The following is a 17423-nucleotide window of genomic DNA, read 5'->3' on the forward strand; positions in this document are numbered from 1 at the left end:
GCGTGAGCCGTCATTTGCCGAAGGCCATCATGGTCTTCGTCCCCTGCTCTGCCTTGTCGTTGGCCGCGCTGAGGTGCCCGCTCGCGATGAAGGAACGGCCGCCTGCGTAGACAATCTTCGGGTTGTAGAACGTGCTCTCGATCTGGGACGTCGACGCCGGGTGCTGCAGCAGCACCTGCGGGGTACCACCGGTCGGTGCCAGGGTGGCGATTCCGCCGCCCTTGTTGTACGAGGCCTCGAGGTAGAGCAGCACGTTGCCGCCCTCCATCCGCAGCGGCGTCATGGTCCGCTCGGCCGGGGCCGCGGCCTTCCACTTGGGCTTGCCGGTGTTCAGGTCGAACGCCACGACCTTGTTCGTACGGGCGGTGCCGCTGGAGTCGGCCGTGGTCGCCATGTAGAAGGTGTCGGCGTCGGCGGCGACGCCGACACAGCCCTCCAGCGACTTGCCGAAAATGCCGAACGCGCTGCCGCAGTCCGGCGCGAACCTGTCGCCCTTGTCGCCAACCAGCTGGGAACGGAGCGTGCCGTTCTCCTTGATGGCGAGGATGCTCCACTTCTTCTTCTCGCGCTGGGTCAGCGAGACGACGAGCGGGCTCACCGAGTAGACCCGGTCGACCTCCCAGCCCACGGCGGGGCGGTACGTCCACTTGGGCTTGCCGGTGACCGGGTCGAGCTCCTGGATCTGGTTCTGGGGCTTGTAGACGTCGGCGGTGCGGCAACTGGAGGCGGCGATCAGCTTCGTACCGCCGGCGAAGGCGTACGGCTGGCAGTCGCCCGACTGCTTGCCGAACAGCTCCTTGCCGTCACTGACGCGGTAGGCGCTGGAGTTGCCGGTGCGTCCGACGGTCACGGTGTCGCCGCTGATGGCGAGGGAGACGTCCGTCATGATGTCCCAGATGCCATTCTTCTTGATCGACTTCTTCCAGCCGGCCTCGCCGGTGTTGAGGTCGATCATCTGCAGGTCCGCGCACTCGGCCCTGTCGGTCGTGCCGTTCTTGACCCCGATGACGATCTTGCCGTCCGTGGTGGTCCCGGCGGGCGCGGCGCACAGGTCCGCGGGCAGCGTCAGTGTCCACTTCTGCTTGCCGTCGGCTGCGGAGTAGCCGGATATCGCCCGGTACACGCCCTTGACGACGGTGTCGCCGACGACCCACGGACCGTACACGGGGGAGCCGTTGCGCGGCAGGTCGACGTCGTTCTTCTGCAGCCAGAGGACCTTCGCCTCGCCTGCCTTGCGCCCGGCATTGAGGTCGTCGCCGGCGTCGCGGCCGTCGCCGTTGCCGTTGCCCTCGTTGACGGAGGGCGAGGCGCTCGCCTTCTGGTCGTCGGCACTCCCGTGCGCGACGGGCTTCTTGTCGTCGTCACCGCCGCTGGTGGCGAGGAACACGCCGGCGCCGATGACCAGCAGCGCCGCGACCGCGGCACCGATGATCACTGCGGGCCTGCCCTTGAAGGGGCTGCCGCCGCCGGGACCCGCCGGGCCGCCGGGCACCGGGGCGCCGGGGTACTGCTGCTGCGGGTAGCCGTAACCGGGCTGCGGCGACTGACCGTACGGTCCGGGCTGCTGACCGTACGGGCCCGGCTGCTGGGCGTACGGGCCCGGCTGCTGACCGTACGGGCCCGGCTGCTGGGCGTACGGGCCCGGCTGGCTGTACGGGCCGGGCTGCTGCGGGTAGCCGTAGCCGGGTGCCTGGCCGGGCTTCTGACCCGGTGCCTGCGGATAGCTGTAACCCGGCTGGGCAGGAGGCGCAGCAGGCGGCGCGGCCGGCATCTGCGGTGGCTGCGCGGGCGGCTGAGGACTCCCCTGCGGCGGCTCCTGCGGAGCGCCGAAGCCTCCCTGCGGCGGTTGCTGGCTGGGCGGCTGGGTCATCAGCACGTCCCCCTTCGTGCGGTCCGGTGCCCGTTCCGGTCTCCCCCGCGATTCCGCAGGGCTGAATTCCCTTCGGAAAGGAGCGAATCGGGCATGGTTCCCGCGGCGTCACGACAGTCGAGCGGGGCTTCTTTGTACCACCCGCACGCATTCGAACACCGGGTCGGTTCATCCCCTGTTCCCAAGGGAGAACCGCCTCGTGATGCCGCCGTTACGCAGCCGGAGCGCGCCCCGGACGACTGCGGCCGGTGTGCCGCACCGGCCGCCGCTCGATGTGCGGGTGCCAACTCTTCGCACACTGCCATCACTTCGGACAGCGGGAGTCCGGCGCATCAAGGACCGTCGCGCATCACCAGGTATCGCCCGGAACCTGGACGGACCGTCAGGACCGCCGGAGTCCGTGACAAACCATCAGAGATCTCGTGGACCTCGCGGACCGTCAGGGACCGAAGACCATGACGGTCTTCACCTTCTTCTCCTCCTTGTCGTCGATCGCGCTGACGCGTGCGCACACCAGGATGGAGCGGCCGCCGGCATAGAGCAGCCTCGCCGCATCGAAGGAGCTCTCGACCTTGGACGCCGACGCCGGATGCCGCAGCAGCATCGTCGGGGCGCCGCCCGTCGGCGCGAGGGTGGCGACGGCTCCGCTCTTCCGGTACGTGCCCTCCACCCGGACGATCACGTTCCGGCCGTCCATCCGCAGCGGCTGCATGATCTGCCCGGCCGGGGCGGCGGCCCTCCACTTGGCCTTGCCCGTGTTCAGGTCGAACGCGACGACCTTGTTGGTGAGAGCGGAGTCCACGGTCACGGGCTTGGTCGCCAGGTAGAACGTGTCGCCGTCGGCCGCGACGCCGGCGCAGCCGTCGAGGTTCCTGCCGCTCACCGCGAGGTCCGCGTCGCAGGTGACGGCGTAGTTCTCGTTCTTGCCGCCGACCATCTGGGAGCGGTACGTGCCGTTGTCCCGCAGCGTGACGATGGCCCACGCCCCGCTCTCGCCCTCGCCCTTCTTCAGCGAGATCACCGGCGGGCTCGTCGAGTAGACCTGTTGAACCCGCCAGCCGGTCTTGACCCGGTACGTCCACTTCGGCATACCGGTGGCCGGGTCGATCCCCTCGACCCGCTCCTTGTCCTGGGTGTCGGCGTCGGCGCGGCAGTTGGTCGCGGCAATCAGCCGGGGACCGCTGGTGAACGCGAACGGCTGGCAGAGGCCCTCCCGCTTGCCGAACACCTTCGTGCCGTCACTGACCCGGTATCCCACCGAGTTGCCGGCCCGCCCGAAGGTGACCAGGTCTCCGCTGATGCCCATGGCGACGTCCGAGAGCAGGTCGACGACGCCCTTGCGCTCGACCGTCTTCTTCCAGCCCGCCTTGCCGGTGGTGAGGTCGATCATCTGCAGCACGGCGCAGTCCGCGTCCGGTGCCGTGCCGTCCTTGAGGGCGACGACCGTCTTGCCGTCGGTGGTGGGCAGCGTCGGCGCGGCGCACAGGGGGGCGGGAAGGTCCAGCTTCCACTTCCGGGTGCCGTCGGCGGCGGAGTAGCCGGAGACCGTGCGGTACGTGCCCTTGGCGAGGGTGTCCCCGGTCAGCCAGGGGCCGTACACGTCGGCGCCGAGCGGCGGTATGTCGATGCCGTTGTCCCGCATCCAGAGGACCTTGGCCTCGCCCGGCTTGCGCGCGGCGTTGAGCTTGCCGACCGGTGCGACCGTGTCGACCACCTCGGCGTCGGCAGTGGGCGAGGCGGGCTGCGAGGCGGTGGGCTGCTTGGCGTCGGAGCTGCCGTGCGCGACGGGCTTCTTGCCGTCGTCACCACCGCTCACGGCGAACCAGACGCCGGCGCCGACCACCAGGACCCCGGCGACCACGGCGGCGACGAGGGCGGTACGCCTGCGGCCGGAGGGATGGCGTCCGGCCGGGCCGCCCGGGCCACCGGTCGCCGGGCCGACGGGGTACGGCTGCTGCGGTTGGCCGTACCCGTATCCGCTCCCGTATCCGTTCCCGTACGGACCGGGCTGGGGCTGCGCCGGAGGTGGGGCCTGCGGGCCGTACCCCTGGGTCGGCCGTATGGGTTCCACCGGCTCGAACGGAGCCCCGAACTCCCCTTGCGGCGGCTGCGGCTGCTGCGGGCCGGGCGGCCAGGTCATCGGGACGTCCCCCTTGATGCGGTCGAACGGGAATCCTTTGTATCACCCGTATCGAACACACCATCAGCACCACCGGCCGCTGAGCAGCTGTCAGGCGTCCTCGGCAAGCTCCATCCAGCGCATCTCCAACTCGTCGCGCTCCGCCACCAGTTCCCGCAGCTCCGCGTCCAGTTTCGCCACCTTCTCGAAGTCCGTGGCGTTATCGGCGATCTGTGCGTGCAGGGTCGTCTCCCTGCTCGACATCTTGTCGAGCTGCCGCTCGATCTTCTGCAGTTCCTTCTTCGCCGCCCGCGCCGCCTGTGCGGACACCGCCGGGGCCACCGCCCCGCCGGACTCCTTCACCGCCGGGGCAGCCGGGGCGGACGAGGACGCCTCCGCCATCCGCTCCCTGCGCTCGATGTACTCGTCGATGCCGCGCGGCAGCATCCGGAGCGTGGCGTCGCCGAGCAGCGCCATCACCCGGTCCGTGGTCCGCTCGATGAAGAACCGGTCGTGGGAGATCACGATCATCGACCCGGGCCAGCCGTCGAGGAGGTCCTCCAGCTGGGTCAGGGTCTCGATGTCGAGATCGTTGGTGGGCTCGTCGAGGAAGAGGACGTTCGGCTCGTCCATCAGCAGGCGGAGGATCTGCAGCCGGCGCCGCTCACCGCCGGACAGGTCGGCGACCGGGGTCCACTGCTTCTCCTTCGAGAAGCCGAACTGCTCGCAGAGCTGCCCCGCGGTCATCTCCCGGCCCTTGCCGAGGTCGACCCGGTCCCGTACCTGCTGCACGGCTTCCAGCACCCGCAGGTTCGGGTTGAGCTCGGCGACCTCCTGGGAGAGGTAGGCGAGCTTGACGGTCTTGCCGACGACGATCTTCCCGGCCGCCGGCTGTGCGTCGCCCTGGGTACGGGCCGCCTCGGCGAGCGCCCGCAGCAGCGAGGTCTTGCCCGCGCCGTTGACCCCGACCAGACCGATCCGGTCGCCCGGACCGAGCTGCCAGGTGAGGTGCGTGAGCAGCGTCTTCGGGCCGGCCTGGACGGTCACGCCCTCCAGGTCGAAGACGGTCTTGCCGAGCCGGGCATTGGCGAACTTCATCAGCTCGCTGGTGTCGCGCGGCGGCGGCACATCGGCGATCAGCTCGTTGGCCGCCTCGATGCGGTAGCGCGGCTTCGAGGTACGGGCGGGGGCGCCGCGCCGCAGCCAGGCCAGCTCCTTGCGCATCAGGTTCTGCCGCTTGGACTCCTCGGTCGCGGCGATCCGCTCGCGTTCGGCGCGGGCGAAGACGTAGTCGCTGTAGCCGCCCTCGTACTCGTGGACGGTGCCTCGCTGGACGTCCCACATGCGCGTGCAGACCTGGTCGAGGAACCACCGGTCGTGAGTGACGCAGACCAGCGCCGAGCGCCGGTTCTGGAGGTGCCGGGCCAGCCAGGAGATGCCCTCGACGTCGAGGTGGTTGGTCGGCTCGTCGAGGACGATCAGGTCCTGTTCGGCGATGAGCAGCTTGGCGAGCGCGATCCGGCGCCGCTCGCCGCCGGAGAGCGGGGCGATGACGGTGTCCAGGCCGTGCTCGAAGCCTGGCAGGTCGAGCCCGCCGAAGAGTCCGGTCAGCACGTCACGGATCTTGGCGCTGCCCGCCCACTCGTGGTCGGCGAGATCGCGGATGATCTCATGGCGGACGGTCGCCTTCGGGTCGAGCGAATCGTGCTGGGTGAGGACACCGAGGCGCAGGCCGCCGTTGTGGGTGACGCGGCCGGTGTCCGCGTCCTCCAGCTTGGCGAGCATCCGGATGAGGGTCGTCTTGCCGTCGCCGTTGCGGCCGACGACACCGATCCGGTCCCCCTCGGACACGCCGAGGGACACACCGTCGAGCAGGGCACGGGTGCCGTACACCTTGCTGACCTGCTCGACATTGACCAGATTGACGGCCATTTCACTCCTGACTGGGGGGATCGATCGACCTCCCAGGGTAATCGCCACGCGGGTGGGTTAGCGTGCGGCGATCGATCAAGGGCGGGGACAGGGGACTTCCATGGTGCGCAATTCAATACGGGGCACGGTCACGGCCGTGCTGGCAGCGGTGGCGGTGACCGGCTGCACGTCGTCCGCCCCGGACGACGGCGGGAACGGCAGGAGGACGGCGCCGGAGCCGAGGGCCGCGGCGAAGAGCGCGGTGAAGGGCGGCAGTATCGGAGGCCCCGGTTCTGCCTGCGCCCTGCCCGTCACCTTCGACCTCGCGGCCTCCTGGAAGCCGGCGGCCGTCCGGGCCGTCGAGGACGACGCACTGAGCGAACTGGCCAAGCAGGGCCCGTTCACGCTCGTCTGCGAGATCGACGCGAAGCCCGCCGGGAACATCGGTTTCCTGCGGGTGTGGACGGGGGACCGTACCGACGGCACCCCGCGCCAGGTCCTGAAGGGTTTCCTGGCCGCCGGTCCGAACGCCGGCCGGGCCACGTACACCGATGTGAAGGCCGGCTCCCTGACCGCGGCCGAGGTCCGCTACACCTTCAGCGGCGAGGTGCTGGACGAGCCCATGAAGCAGCGGGCCTTCGCCGTCTCCACCCCGAGCGGACCGGTCGTGGTGCACCTCGGCGGACTGGACCCGCAGGAGCACCAGGAGATGCTCCCGGCGTACGAGCTGGCGAAGAAGAGCGTGCGGCTCGGCTGAGACGGGCGTGGGCCCCGGCCGGGACCGGCGCGACCCGGTCGGCTGCACCCGCGGTCAGAGCACCGTGGCGCCCGGCGCCGGGGACACCGCGACGCGCGCGGTCCGGCAGGTCCCCGACGTCAGCAGCGCGTCCGCGACCTTCCGCGCCGACTCGGCGTCCGCCACCAGGAACGCGGTGGTCGGCCCGGAGCCCGAGACCAGGGCGGCCAGGGCGCCCGCCCCGGTGCCCGCGGCGAGGGTGTCGGCGAGCGAGGGCCGCAGGGACAGCGCGGCGGGCTGCAGGTCGTTGGACAGCGCACCGGCGAGCGCGTGGGTGTCGCCGGTGCGCAGAGCGTCGAGGAGCGCCGGGGAGGCCGCCGGTGCGGGGACGTCGGTGTCCGCGGTGAGCCGGTCGAACTCGCCGTAGACGGCCGGGGTGGACAGCCCGCCGTCGGCGACCGCGAAGACCCAGTGGAAGGTGCCGCCGACGTCGATCGTGGTCAGTTGTTCACCGCGGCCGATCCCGAGGGCGGCGCCGCCGACCAGGGAGAACGGCACGTCGCTGCCGAGTTCCGCGCAGATGGCGAGCAGCTCGTCCCGGGTGGCGCCGGTGGACCAGAGGGCGTCGCAGGCGAGCAGCGCTGCCGCACCGTCGGCGCTGCCGCCCGCCATACCGCCCGCGACGGGGATGTCCTTGGCGATGTGGATGTGCACGTGGGGCGCGATGCCGTGGCGTTCGGCGAGCGCGATCGCGGCGCGGGCTGCGAGGTTGGAGGCGTCCAGCGGGACCTGGGCGGCGTCCGGACCCGAGCAGGTGACCATCAGCTCGTCGGCGGGGGTGACGGTCACCTCGTCGTACAGGCCGACGGCGAGGAAGACGTTGGCCAGGTCATGGAAGCCGTCGGGGCGCGCGGCGCCTACCGCGAGCTGGACGTTGACCTTGGCGGGGACGCGGACGGTGACGCTCACTCGTTGCTCCCGGCGGGCTGGTCCTCATCGGTCTTCAGCGCGGGCTTGTTCTCGGCGATGGCCGCGAACTCCTCGACCGTCAGCGCTTCGCCCCGGGCCTGCGGCGAGATCCCGGCCGCGACCAGGGCCGCCTCGGCGGCGGGCGCGGAACCCGCCCAGCCGGCCAGGGCCGCCCGGAGCGTCTTGCGGCGCTGGGCGAACGCCGCGTCGACGACGGCGAAGACCTCGGCCCGGCTCGCGGTCGTCGTGATCGGCTCGGCGCGCCGGACCAGCGAGACCAGACCGGAGTCGACGTTGGGGGCCGGCCAGAAGACGGTGCGGCCGATGGACCCGGCCCGCTTGACGTCCGCGTACCAGTTGGCCTTCACCGAGGGCACGCCGTAGACCTTGTTGCCCGGCCGGGCGGCCAGCCGGTCGGCGACCTCGGCCTGCACCATGACCAGGGTCCGCTCGATGGTCGGGAACCGCTCCAGCATCGTCAGCAGGACCGGCACGGCGACGTTGTACGGCAGGTTGGCGACGAGGGCGGTGGGCGCCGGGCCCGGCAGCTCCGTGACCAGCATCGCGTCGGAGTGGACGAGCGAGAACCGGTCGGCGCGGCCCGGCATCCGAGCCGCGACCGTGGCGGGCAGCGCCGCCGCGAGCACGTCGTCGATCTCGACGACGACGACCCGGTCCGCCGCCTCCAGCAGCGCCAGGGTCAGCGAACCCAGCCCCGGCCCGACTTCCACCACCACGTCGTCCGGGCGGACCTCCGCGGTCCGTACGATCCTGCGGACGGTATTGGCGTCGATGACGAAGTTCTGACCGCGCTGCTTCGTGGGGCGTACGCCCAGCTTCGCGGCCAGGTCGCGGATGTCTGCGGGCCCCAGGAGGGCGTCGGGCTCTGTGCTGCTCACCCGGTAAGCCTACGGCCGCAGTGCGGCCACGGGCTCGCCCCCCGTTGCACGTAGAGCTTCTTCGCCCGGAACGTCTGCTCGGACGCCGGGGCGTCCTGCGGGCGCCGTCGACCGTGCCGGCGGTGGTCCACACCCGGCGCCGGACCCCGTCGAGGGTGAGGGTCACCGGGCGGCTGTGCCGGACGGTGACCTCGTCGCCGTGTTCGAGCTCACTGCCGCGCGCGGGGATGGACCGGCTCAGAGCCTGTCGGATGACCTTCGATCGGAAAGCGGACGCGGTCTGGTGCGTGCGATTCCAAGGCGCTGGGATGGCCTTGCAGCGGAGCTACTAGGCCATTTTGGCAACGCGGGAAGCGTGCGTGCCAGGGCGTGGCCGCCCGATCAGAGGTCACCCGACAGGCTCTCAGGGAGCGACAAACGGCGCGGGGACGTTCGGCGGCGTCTCCACCGCTGTACCGCCCCTGCGCGTTGCCGCACGGTGACTGCCCTGGAGATTGCTCACGACGCTCCAGAAGATCCGTCCGTCCCGGTCGCCCGAGAGGCGTCCGGGACGACAGTGGGCCTTCCGCCACTCTCCAAAGCGACGCGACGGCACATCGTCATGGCGCGATGCGTCAGTAATCGAACGCGCGAGCCGTGTTCTCGTTGACCGCCGACGCCAGGGTGTCCTCGTCGACGCCCTTCACCTCCGCCATGGCACGGAGCGTGACGGGAATGAGATACGGCGCGTTGGGGCGTCCGCGGTACGGGGCGGGGGTGAGGAACGGCGCGTCCGTCTCCACCAGGACCAGCTCGATCGGCGCCACGGACAGCGCGTCCCGCAGCGGCTGGGCGTTCTTGAACGTCACATTGCCCGCGAACGACATGAAGTACCCGGCGTCCGCGCAGATCCGGGCCATCTCGGCGTCACCGGAGTAGCAGTGGAACACGGTCCGCTCGGGGGCGCCCGCGTCGGCGAGGACGCGCAGCACATCGGCGTGCGCCTCGCGGTCGTGGATGACGAGCGCCTTGCCGTGCCGTTTGGCGATCTCGATGTGGGCCCGGAAGGACTCCTCCTGGGCGGCCATGCCCTCGGGGCCCGTGCGGAAGTAATCGAGCCCGGTCTCACCCACGCCGCGCACCTGGTCGAGGGCGGCCAGCCGGTCGATCTCGGCGAGCGCCTCGTCGAGTGCCGCCTTCCCGCCGGGTTCGCGGCCACCCTGCCGCGACCAGCCATCCGGGTCCCCGTGCACGATGCGCGGCGCCTCGTTGGGGTGGAGCGCCACCGCCGCGTACACGCTCGGGTGCGCGGCGGCGGTCTCGGCGGCCCAGCGCGAGCCCTTCACGTCGCAGCCCACCTGGATCACGGTGGTGACGTTCACCGCCGCGGCCCTGGCCAGGCCCTCCTCGACGGTGGCGTCCTGCATGTCCAGATGGGTGTGCGAATCGGCGACCGGTACCCGAAGGGGTTCGGGCAGCGGCGGGGCGTCCTTGGAGCTCATAGGGCGATCCTATGAGAGCCCGGTGTCACCGGGCCCGGACCTCACTTACGGCGCTGCCGCGCGCGAAACACATGCACGAAACGCCAGTGGTGCGGGGGGCGCTCCGACGTGCTCTCCGAGGACGGTATGGGCCCGGCGGTGGCGCCGGTCGGGGTCGCGAAGTTCAGGCGTCGCAGGGTTTCCGCGATGGAGGAGACCCGCCCAGCGCGCATGATGCGGACTTTGTGCCCGTCGCAGTTGAGGCAGGTGAGCCGGTTCAGCGGTGAGGGAACGAGCTCCCCCTGCACGCGGTACACGACGAAGGGCTGACCGTTTCCGTCCGTGTGGTGCTCGATGTCGTAGACCTGTTCCCAGCCGTATCCGCAACTCATGCAGGCGAAGGCATACGCCTCATGCACGGTGGTTGCTGCGATCTCGCTCATGCCTGCTCCTCTTGTCCGTCGGACAAGCACTCCGGAGAATGCGTCCCTGATTCAGTGGACGCCTTTACTGACGGGAGCGCACCAGGTCCTGTCGAGTGTTGGAGCGGTCTTGGCCCTCTCGTGGCAAAAGTGGCCGGTGCGCGGCTCGCGCTTTGCTTTTCACGATAGACCTTTGCCGTCTGCTGGGCCGGTCCGAGCCGCGTTCTTTGCCGCGACGACCGCATCGAAAACGTCGCGTTTGGGCAGCCCGGCGGCCGCGGCGACGGCGGCGATCGCCTCCTTGCGCCGCTCCCCCGCCTCCTCGCGCACCTGCACCCTGCGTACCAGCTCGGCGGCGTCCAGTTCCTCCACGGATTCCGTAGCGCCCTCGACGACGACGGTGATCTCGCCGCGTACGCCTTCGGCCGCCCAGACCGCGAGATCGCCCAGCGGGCCGCGCTTCACTTCCTCGTACGTCTTGGTCAGCTCCCGGCACACGGCGGCCCGGCGGTCGCTGCCGAACACCTCGGCCATCGCGGCGAGGGTGTCGTCGAGCCGGTGCGGGGCCTCGAAGAAGACCATGGTGCGGCGCTCGTCGGCGACCTCTCGGAGCCGGCCGAGCCGTTCGCCGGCCTTGCGCGGCAGGAAGCCCTCGAAGCAGAACCGGTCGACGGGCAGCCCGGACAGGGCGAGCGCGGTGAGCACGGCGGACGGGCCGGGGACCGCGGTGACCTTGATGTCCTTCTCCACGGCTGCGGCGACGAGCCGGTAGCCGGGGTCGGAGACCGACGGCATCCCGGCGTCCGTGACCAGCAGCACCCGGGCGCCGCCCATCAGCGCCTCGACGAGTTCGGGCGTACGGGCCGACTCGTTGCCCTCGAAGTAGGAGACGACACGCCCCGTGGTGTGGATGCCGAGCGCCTGCGTCAGACGGCGCAGCCGCCGGGTGTCCTCCGCGGCGACGACATCGGCCGTCTCCAGTTCGGCGGCAAGCCGTGGCGGGGCGTCCGCCACATCGCCGATGGGGGTCCCTGCGAGTACCAGCGTTCCAGTCGTTCCAGTCACATCAACCATCCTCCCAGCACGGGCGACAGCAGTCGCACACATGCGTTCCCTACGATGGCGCGGTGACGAGTACTGCGCCCGATGCCCAGCAGGGTCAAGACGCCGGGAACCAGCACGGTGAAGAGCTGTCGTCCTGGCAGCAGCGGCTGCGCCGCTTCGGCCATGCGCCCCGGTCCGTAACCGGGCTGCGTGAACGGCTGGTCCCGCCGTACACCCGGCCGGGACAGCAGCTCTGGGCTGTGCTGGGGGTGTCCCCGCCGACGGCCGACCGGCTGGTGCGGTGGTCGGCCTGGGGCGGGCCACTGCTGGTGGCGCTGGTCGCCGGGGTGCTGCGGTTCTGGCATCTGGGCAGCCCGAAGGCGGTGATATTCGATGAGACGTACTACGCCAAGGACTCCTGGGCCCTGATCAAGCAGGGGTATGAGGGGTCCTGGCCGAAGGACGTCGACAAGTCGATCCTGGCCGACCCGTCGCTGGTGCCGGTGCCGACGGACCCCGGTTATGTGGTGCATCCGCCGGTCGGCAAGTGGATCATCGGGTTCGGTGAGCAGCTCTTCGGGTTCACGCCGTTCGGCTGGCGGTTCATGGTGGCGGTGCTCGGCACGCTGTCGGTGCTGATGCTGTGCCGGATCGGGCGGCGGCTGTTCCGGTCGACGTTCCTGGGATGTCTGGCGGGCGCGCTGCTCGCCGTCGACGGGCTGCACTTCGTGATGAGCCGCACGGCGCTGCTCGACCTGGTGCTGATGTTCTTCGTGGTGGGGGCGTTCGGCTGCCTGCTGATCGACCGGGACTGGGCGCGGCGCAGGCTGGCCGCGGCGCTGCCGGTCGACGCGGAGGGCGTGCTGCGCCCGGACACTCAGGTCGCGGAGACGCTGCGGCTGGGGTGGCGGCCGTGGCGGATCGCTGCGGGGCTCTCGCTGGGACTGGCGTCGGGCACGAAGTGGAACGGGCTGTACTTCCTGGTCGCGTTCGGCCTGATGACGGTGTTGTGGGATGTCGGCGCCCGCCGGACGGCCGGTGCGGTCCGCCCGTACCAGGCGGTGATCAAGCGCGATCTGCTGCCGGCGTTCGTCTCGACGGTGCCGGTCGCGATCCTCACCTACCTCGCCTCCTGGACCGGCTGGATCATCAGGAACGACCCCAAGCACCACGGCTACTACCGGGACTGGGCGACGACCGACGGATCGGGCGGCCACTGGACCTGGCTGCCGGACTGGCTGCGCAGCCTGTGGCACTACGAGTACCAGGTCTACGAGTTCCACGTGAACCTGACCTCGGGGCACACGTACCAGTCGAACCCCTGGAGTTGGATCGTCCTGGGCCGTCCCGTCTCGTACTTCTACGAGGAGCAGAACGGCTGCGCGAGCTCGGCGACCGGCAAGTGCGCCCGCGAGGTCCTGGCGATCGGCACACCGCTGCTGTGGTGGGCCGCGTGCTTCGCGTTGCTGTACGTACTGTGGCGCTGGTTCTTCCGCCGCGACTGGCGGGCGGGTGCGATCGCGTGCGGGGTGGCGGCGGGCTGGCTGCCCTGGTTCCTCTACCAGGAGCGGACGATCTTCCTCTTCTACGCGGTCGTCTTCGTGCCGTTCCTCTGTCTCGCGGTGGCGATGATGATCGGCGCGATGCTCGGCCCGGCGGCGGGCACCGGGACCAAGCAGGAACTGGGTCTGGTGTCCGGCGACCCGTCCGGTGAGCGGCGTCGGACCTTGGGGGCCATTGCGGCCGGCGTTCTGGTTCTGCTGATTTTCTGGAATTTCATCTATTTCTGGCCGCTGTACACGGGAACGCCCATTCCAGAGAATTCCTGGCGCAACCGCATGTGGCTGGATACCTGGATCTAGCTGGGTAGGAGCAACAAGAGGGCGGTTGCCTCGCCCCTCATTGAGCTCGTTTCAACCTGACGTTGCAGCGCGCGGGGTTGGCGTGAGACAGTCCGGCCCTGCACCCCCGAGTCCACACACGGCCCATAGGGCGCCGCACCCCCTCCAGCGGGGCCTTTGAAAAGACCCCCAGGGCTGCGTTCGGCCGCGAGATGCCCCGTGGCGACGCTGCGTAAGGGAAGTTTCGCATCTCGCGCGCACACGTAGGGGCCCGGTCAGATGCCAGGAAACTGGAAACTCCGCTACTGCGCGTGGTGGTGACGAGCAGTCGCAGGACCTGTCACCACTCGCCCCTTGGAAGGCAGGCAGTCACCAACGGCCGGCGCGGCGACAGTAACCAGTTGATGAGACCCCTCTCTGAGAGCCTGTCGGGTGACCTTCGATCGGAGAGCGGACGCGGCGTGGTGCGTGCGATTCCAAGGCGCCGGGATGCCCTCGGATGGGGTCTCCCCTGCTCGAACGAAGCTGAGAGCTTGGGAAAGGAGCTACTAGGGCATCCCGGCAACGCCGGAAGTGTGCGTGCCACGCCGTGGCCGCCCGATCAGAGGTCACCCGACAGGCTCTCAGAGAGGGGGTCCCAGCCGCAGCGCTCACTCCGCCGAAGTCCACCCCGCCCAGTGCGGTGACCACGAATGTTCACCGGGTCTGGTGACACGCCGGTCGATGTTCGCAGAGGTTGAATCTCAAGCTCATTGCTTGAGGCTTGACATGACGTCACGCATGTCGCTGATCATGGCCGATTGGTACGGGGACAGGTCAGGGATGTCCGGCCCATCACCGGCCTCGGCTTCGCTGTGGTCGTCGCTCTGGTACTGGGTGAAGGCGGAGAGACTCAGCGAGAGGACCGCTCCACCCTCCAGCACCCGCAGCTCCGAGTTACCGTCATCCCGGGTCAGCAGATACGCCTTGTCGCCAAGGTCCGCAACCGTCTCCAGCTTCGCTTCAGGATCAACGCCGAATTCGGTCACTCGTCGGCGCGCCTCGAATTCAGCGCCGGGGTCCATCTTCTTGTGCAGTGCCACCGTGATTCCGACGCTGTAGTCGATGGACCAGCCGTTCCCGGGCCGCTCTGCCCAGGCCCGAGACCGAAGAGGAACGAAGCACTGGACCTGGTCGAGGGCAGCATGGTTCAACAGCCCTGATTCGACCATGGTGGTGGACTCTCTCGGTGCGATCGCCGCGCCGATCGACTTCAGTTGTATAGATGGGCAAGGGTCTTGGACCAGCCGGTACCCATGCATGTCCGGCGTCCGATCACCTACTCCATACAGAAACAGCGCCGCCGTCCAGAGGGCCGACGCCATTACACCCCCGCCCAGCGCCCACAGCCACGGCCTTCGCGGCCGACGTTCCCCAACGAACTTCCCGTTGAAGTCGCCCATCACCTCGCGGGTTTCAACCGCACCGAACTCCCCCGCCATCTCCGGCTCAGAAATCATCCTGCTCCCCCTCCGCCGCGCCTTCCGCCTGCGTCATGATGATCGCAGCACTGACTCTGCCCCCGCAGAGACGGGCAGACGGATCCCGGACACGGTGAACCTATGTGGTCACAGCACTAACTAGAGCCCGCCTGGCCGATCATGAGGGTCTTCAGGAAGCGCGTGGACGCGCAGCACGGCGGGTGCCATGATCACGCGGGCGTCCGGCGCGGGTCCGGCGCGCAAGGAGGGACCGTGGAGCTCTACATCGCCATACTTGTTGTTATACCTGCTGTTCTGGTGGCGTTGCTCCTCTCCGCCTCCGGCGTAGCTGCGGTTACCCGTGGCTGGGTGCTCCCCGGGAACCGGCGACCGGTCCACCGCCCTCGCCTCTACGGCTGGGGCCAGTTGGCGGGTGCCTTCGCCCTGTGGTGGCAGATGGTCTTCTGGCTGGTGCTCAACGACCCCGACACCCTCGACCCCAACATCCGGGAGTGGGGGACCCTGGCAGGCGGCGCGCTTCTGCTGACCGGCCTCACCCTGATGGCGTTGAGCTATCGCACGGGTGGTAATCGGCAGGGCAATGGCACGCCCTAGCTGGGCGAGAGCACGTACGTCTACTGTCTACTGCCAACTTGCCACTAGCCAGTAGAACGGGCCCCTACGCGTTTACATGGGGCAAGGAACCATGATCACGGCCCAGCGGGCCCCAAACTGCCCCGTCCGGCAAGGAAATTGCTAGTCGGGACCTACCTCTCCGCGACTCGCGAGGCTTCATCCATTTCTGGCCGCTGTACACGGGAACGCCCGTTCCGGAGAATTCCTGGCGCAACCGCATGTGGCTGGATACCTGGATTTGACCGACCCGTTCACACCCTTGTGGATCGCGTTCCGATAACAACAGACCCCGCTGTCACCACCGTTCCGTAGGGTGCCCACAAGCGCTCTCTTGAACCTGTTCAAGAGAGTCTCCTGGGGAGGGTGACTGCACAGATGCGCAGTGGAGCGAAGGTCGCTGTCATCGGCGGAGTGTTCGTGCTGGTGGTCGGCGGGGTGGGGTACGGGGCGTACAACGTCCTCGACGGATTCGGCGGCAGCGGGGGCGGCGGTACGGACGGACGCTCCACCTCCGCCGAGGTGAAGACCGGGCCGCCGAGCAAGGCGGAGATCAGCGAGACGTCGAAGAAGTTCCTCAAGGCCTGGGCGGCCGGCCAGGCGTCCGCCGCGTCCCAGCTCACCAACAACGCCGTCGAGGCCGAACCGGCCCTCAGCGGCTACAGCGCACTGGCCCACGTCACCGAGGCCGTGATCACCCCGGGCCCGGCGACCGGCTCGAAGGTCCCGTTCACCGTGAAGGCGACGGTGAGCTTCGAGGGGAAGTCCAAGCCCTGGTCGTACTCCTCGGAGCTGACCGTCGTGCGCGGCCTGACCACCGGCCGGGCGCTGATCGACTGGAAGCCGTCCGTGATTCATCCGGACCTGGCGGACGGCGAAACGCTGAAGACCGGCGAGGCATCGACCCCGTCCATCGAGGCGCTCGACCACAACGGCCGGGTGCTGACGAAGGAGAAGTACCCGTCGCTGGGGCCGATCCTGGACACGCTGCGCAAGAAGTACGGACAGAAGGCCGGCGGCACCGCGGGTATCGAGACCTGGATCGAGTCGGCGAACGAGAACACCCCGGACAAGACGCTGCTGACCCTCACCAAGGGCAGGCCGGGCAAGCTGCAGACCACGCTGGACGCGGGGATACAGGCGGCTGCGGAGCAGGCCGTGAAGCGGTTCGGGGAAACGTCCGTGGCGGCGGTCCAACCGACGACCGGGGCGATACGGGCGATCGCCAACAACCGGAAGGACGGCTACAACGCTGCCATGTCGGGCCGGTTGGCGCCGGGATCCACGATGAAGATCGTCACGGCCGCGATGATCGTCCAGAACGGTCTCGGGAGTGCGGGATCGAAGGTGGAGTGCCCGTCCACCGTGTCGTGGGAGGGAGTGGTCTTCCATAACCTGAAGGACTTCTCCATTGCCGACGGCACCCTGCGGGAGGCCTTCGCCCGGTCCTGCAACACGGCCTTCATCAAGCCGATCAAGCCGCTGGGCGACCGGGCCGGCACAGCGCTCGGCCAGGAGGCCCGCGACTACTTCGGCCTGGGCCAGGACAACTGGAAGACCGGCATCGAGTCCTTCGACGGCAGCGTTCCAGAGTCCTCGGGGGCCGAGACCGCGGCCTCGTACATCGGCCAGGGCAAGATCCTCATGAGCCCGCTGAACATGGCGTCGGTCACCGCGACCGCGAAGAACGGCGCTTTCAAGCAGCCGTATCTCGTCGCCCAGGACCTGGACGACCGTCCGTTCGCCACCGCCCGCAAACTGCCGGGAAACGTGGCGGAGCAGCTGCGGCAGATGATGCGCTACACCGCGACCAGCCCGAGCGGCACTGGCACGACAGCCATGGCAGGCGTGGGCGGCGACAAGGGCGCCAAGACGGGCTCGGCGGAGGTGGACAGCCAGTCCACGTCCAACAGCTGGTTCACCGGCTTCAGCAACGATCTCGCGGCCGCGGCGGTCGTCCAGTCCGGCGGCCACGGCGGCGACGCGGCGGGGCCGGTGGTGGCCCAGGTACTGCGCGCGGGGCCGTGACACGTTCCCCCGGTGCCCGAAACCGGATCGC

Annotated in this window: 13 protein-coding genes and 1 pseudogene; 4 read left to right on the plus strand and 10 right to left on the minus strand. The window is 69.6% G+C overall.

The window, feature by feature from the left end:
- Window positions 1–10 precede the first annotated feature (10 nt).
- From ACGFSA_RS17515 to ACGFSA_RS17525, 3 genes are all read right to left on the minus strand, one after another.
- The gene (locus tag ACGFSA_RS17515; protein WP_393305066.1) at window positions 11–1870 is read right to left on the minus strand and encodes a PQQ-binding-like beta-propeller repeat protein; all 1860 of its coding nucleotides are present in this window, start codon (window positions 1868–1870) and stop codon (window positions 11–13) included.
- A gap of 439 nt (window positions 1871–2309) precedes the next feature.
- Window positions 2310–4010, minus strand: coding sequence for a PQQ-binding-like beta-propeller repeat protein (locus ACGFSA_RS17520; RefSeq protein WP_393305068.1), 1701 nt, complete (start codon window positions 4008–4010; stop codon window positions 2310–2312).
- Between the two features lie 90 nt (window positions 4011–4100).
- Window positions 4101–5921, minus strand: a complete 1821-nt coding sequence (locus tag ACGFSA_RS17525; RefSeq protein ID WP_393305070.1) for an ABC-F family ATP-binding cassette domain-containing protein — start codon at window positions 5919–5921, stop codon at window positions 4101–4103.
- Window positions 5922–6021: 100 nt separating this feature from the next.
- On the opposite strand from ACGFSA_RS17525, the gene ACGFSA_RS17530 reads away from it, so the two are divergent.
- Window positions 6022–6657: a lipoprotein gene (locus ACGFSA_RS17530; RefSeq protein WP_393305072.1), complete on the plus strand. Its 636-nt coding sequence runs from the start codon at window positions 6022–6024 to the stop codon at window positions 6655–6657.
- A gap of 54 nt (window positions 6658–6711) precedes the next feature.
- On the opposite strand, the gene ACGFSA_RS17535 is transcribed toward ACGFSA_RS17530, so the two are convergent.
- The 6 genes and pseudogenes from ACGFSA_RS17535 to rsmI form a co-directional block, all read right to left on the minus strand.
- Complete coding sequence (locus tag ACGFSA_RS17535; RefSeq protein WP_393305074.1) at window positions 6712–7605, minus strand: 4-(cytidine 5'-diphospho)-2-C-methyl-D-erythritol kinase; 894 nt, start codon at window positions 7603–7605, stop codon at window positions 6712–6714.
- A complete protein-coding gene (rsmA, locus tag ACGFSA_RS17540; protein WP_393305076.1) occupies window positions 7602–8504 on the minus strand; it encodes a 16S rRNA (adenine(1518)-N(6)/adenine(1519)-N(6))-dimethyltransferase RsmA in 903 nt (300 codons plus the stop codon). The genes ACGFSA_RS17535 and rsmA overlap by 4 nt, the downstream gene beginning before the upstream one ends.
- A pseudogene (locus tag ACGFSA_RS17545) lies at window positions 8501–8617 on the minus strand (transglycosylase); the annotation flags it as partial. The gene rsmA and the pseudogene ACGFSA_RS17545, both read right to left, overlap by 4 nt.
- 501 nt (window positions 8618–9118) lie before the next feature.
- Complete coding sequence (locus ACGFSA_RS17550; RefSeq protein WP_393305078.1) at window positions 9119–9985, minus strand: TatD family hydrolase; 867 nt, start codon at window positions 9983–9985, stop codon at window positions 9119–9121.
- A 41-nt stretch (window positions 9986–10026) separates the two neighbouring features.
- Window positions 10027–10407 (minus strand): hypothetical protein, encoded by a 381-nt coding sequence (locus ACGFSA_RS17555; RefSeq protein WP_393305080.1) that lies wholly within the window; start codon window positions 10405–10407, stop codon window positions 10027–10029.
- 159 nt (window positions 10408–10566) lie between these two features.
- Window positions 10567–11460 carry a 16S rRNA (cytidine(1402)-2'-O)-methyltransferase gene (gene rsmI, locus ACGFSA_RS17560; protein ID WP_393305082.1) on the minus strand — a complete coding sequence of 298 codons (894 nt, stop codon included), beginning with the start codon at window positions 11458–11460 and terminating at the stop codon, window positions 10567–10569.
- A 53-nt stretch (window positions 11461–11513) separates the two neighbouring features.
- Here rsmI and ACGFSA_RS17565 point away from each other — a divergent pair, with 53 nt between their 5' ends.
- Window positions 11514–13292 carry a dolichyl-phosphate-mannose--protein mannosyltransferase gene (locus ACGFSA_RS17565; RefSeq protein ID WP_393305084.1) on the plus strand — a complete coding sequence of 593 codons (1779 nt, stop codon included), beginning with the start codon at window positions 11514–11516 and terminating at the stop codon, window positions 13290–13292.
- 728 nt (window positions 13293–14020) lie between these two features.
- On the opposite strand, the gene ACGFSA_RS17570 is transcribed toward ACGFSA_RS17565, so the two are convergent.
- The gene (locus ACGFSA_RS17570; RefSeq protein WP_393305086.1) at window positions 14021–14770 is read right to left on the minus strand and encodes a hypothetical protein; all 750 of its coding nucleotides are present in this window, start codon (window positions 14768–14770) and stop codon (window positions 14021–14023) included.
- Window positions 14771–15004: 234 nt separating this feature from the next.
- On the opposite strand from ACGFSA_RS17570, the gene ACGFSA_RS17575 reads away from it, so the two are divergent.
- The gene (locus tag ACGFSA_RS17575) at window positions 15005–15346 is read left to right on the plus strand and encodes a hypothetical protein (RefSeq protein ID WP_393305088.1); all 342 of its coding nucleotides are present in this window, start codon (window positions 15005–15007) and stop codon (window positions 15344–15346) included.
- A 396-nt stretch (window positions 15347–15742) separates the two neighbouring features.
- Window positions 15743–17392, plus strand: a complete 1650-nt coding sequence (locus ACGFSA_RS17580; protein WP_393305090.1) for a penicillin-binding transpeptidase domain-containing protein — start codon at window positions 15743–15745, stop codon at window positions 17390–17392.
- Window positions 17393–17423: the final 31 nt, after the last annotated feature.

It is taken from the genome of Streptomyces sp. NPDC048496 (assembly GCF_043200055.1).
In the GTDB taxonomy this organism is placed as follows: Bacteria; Actinomycetota; Actinomycetes; order Streptomycetales; family Streptomycetaceae; genus Streptomyces.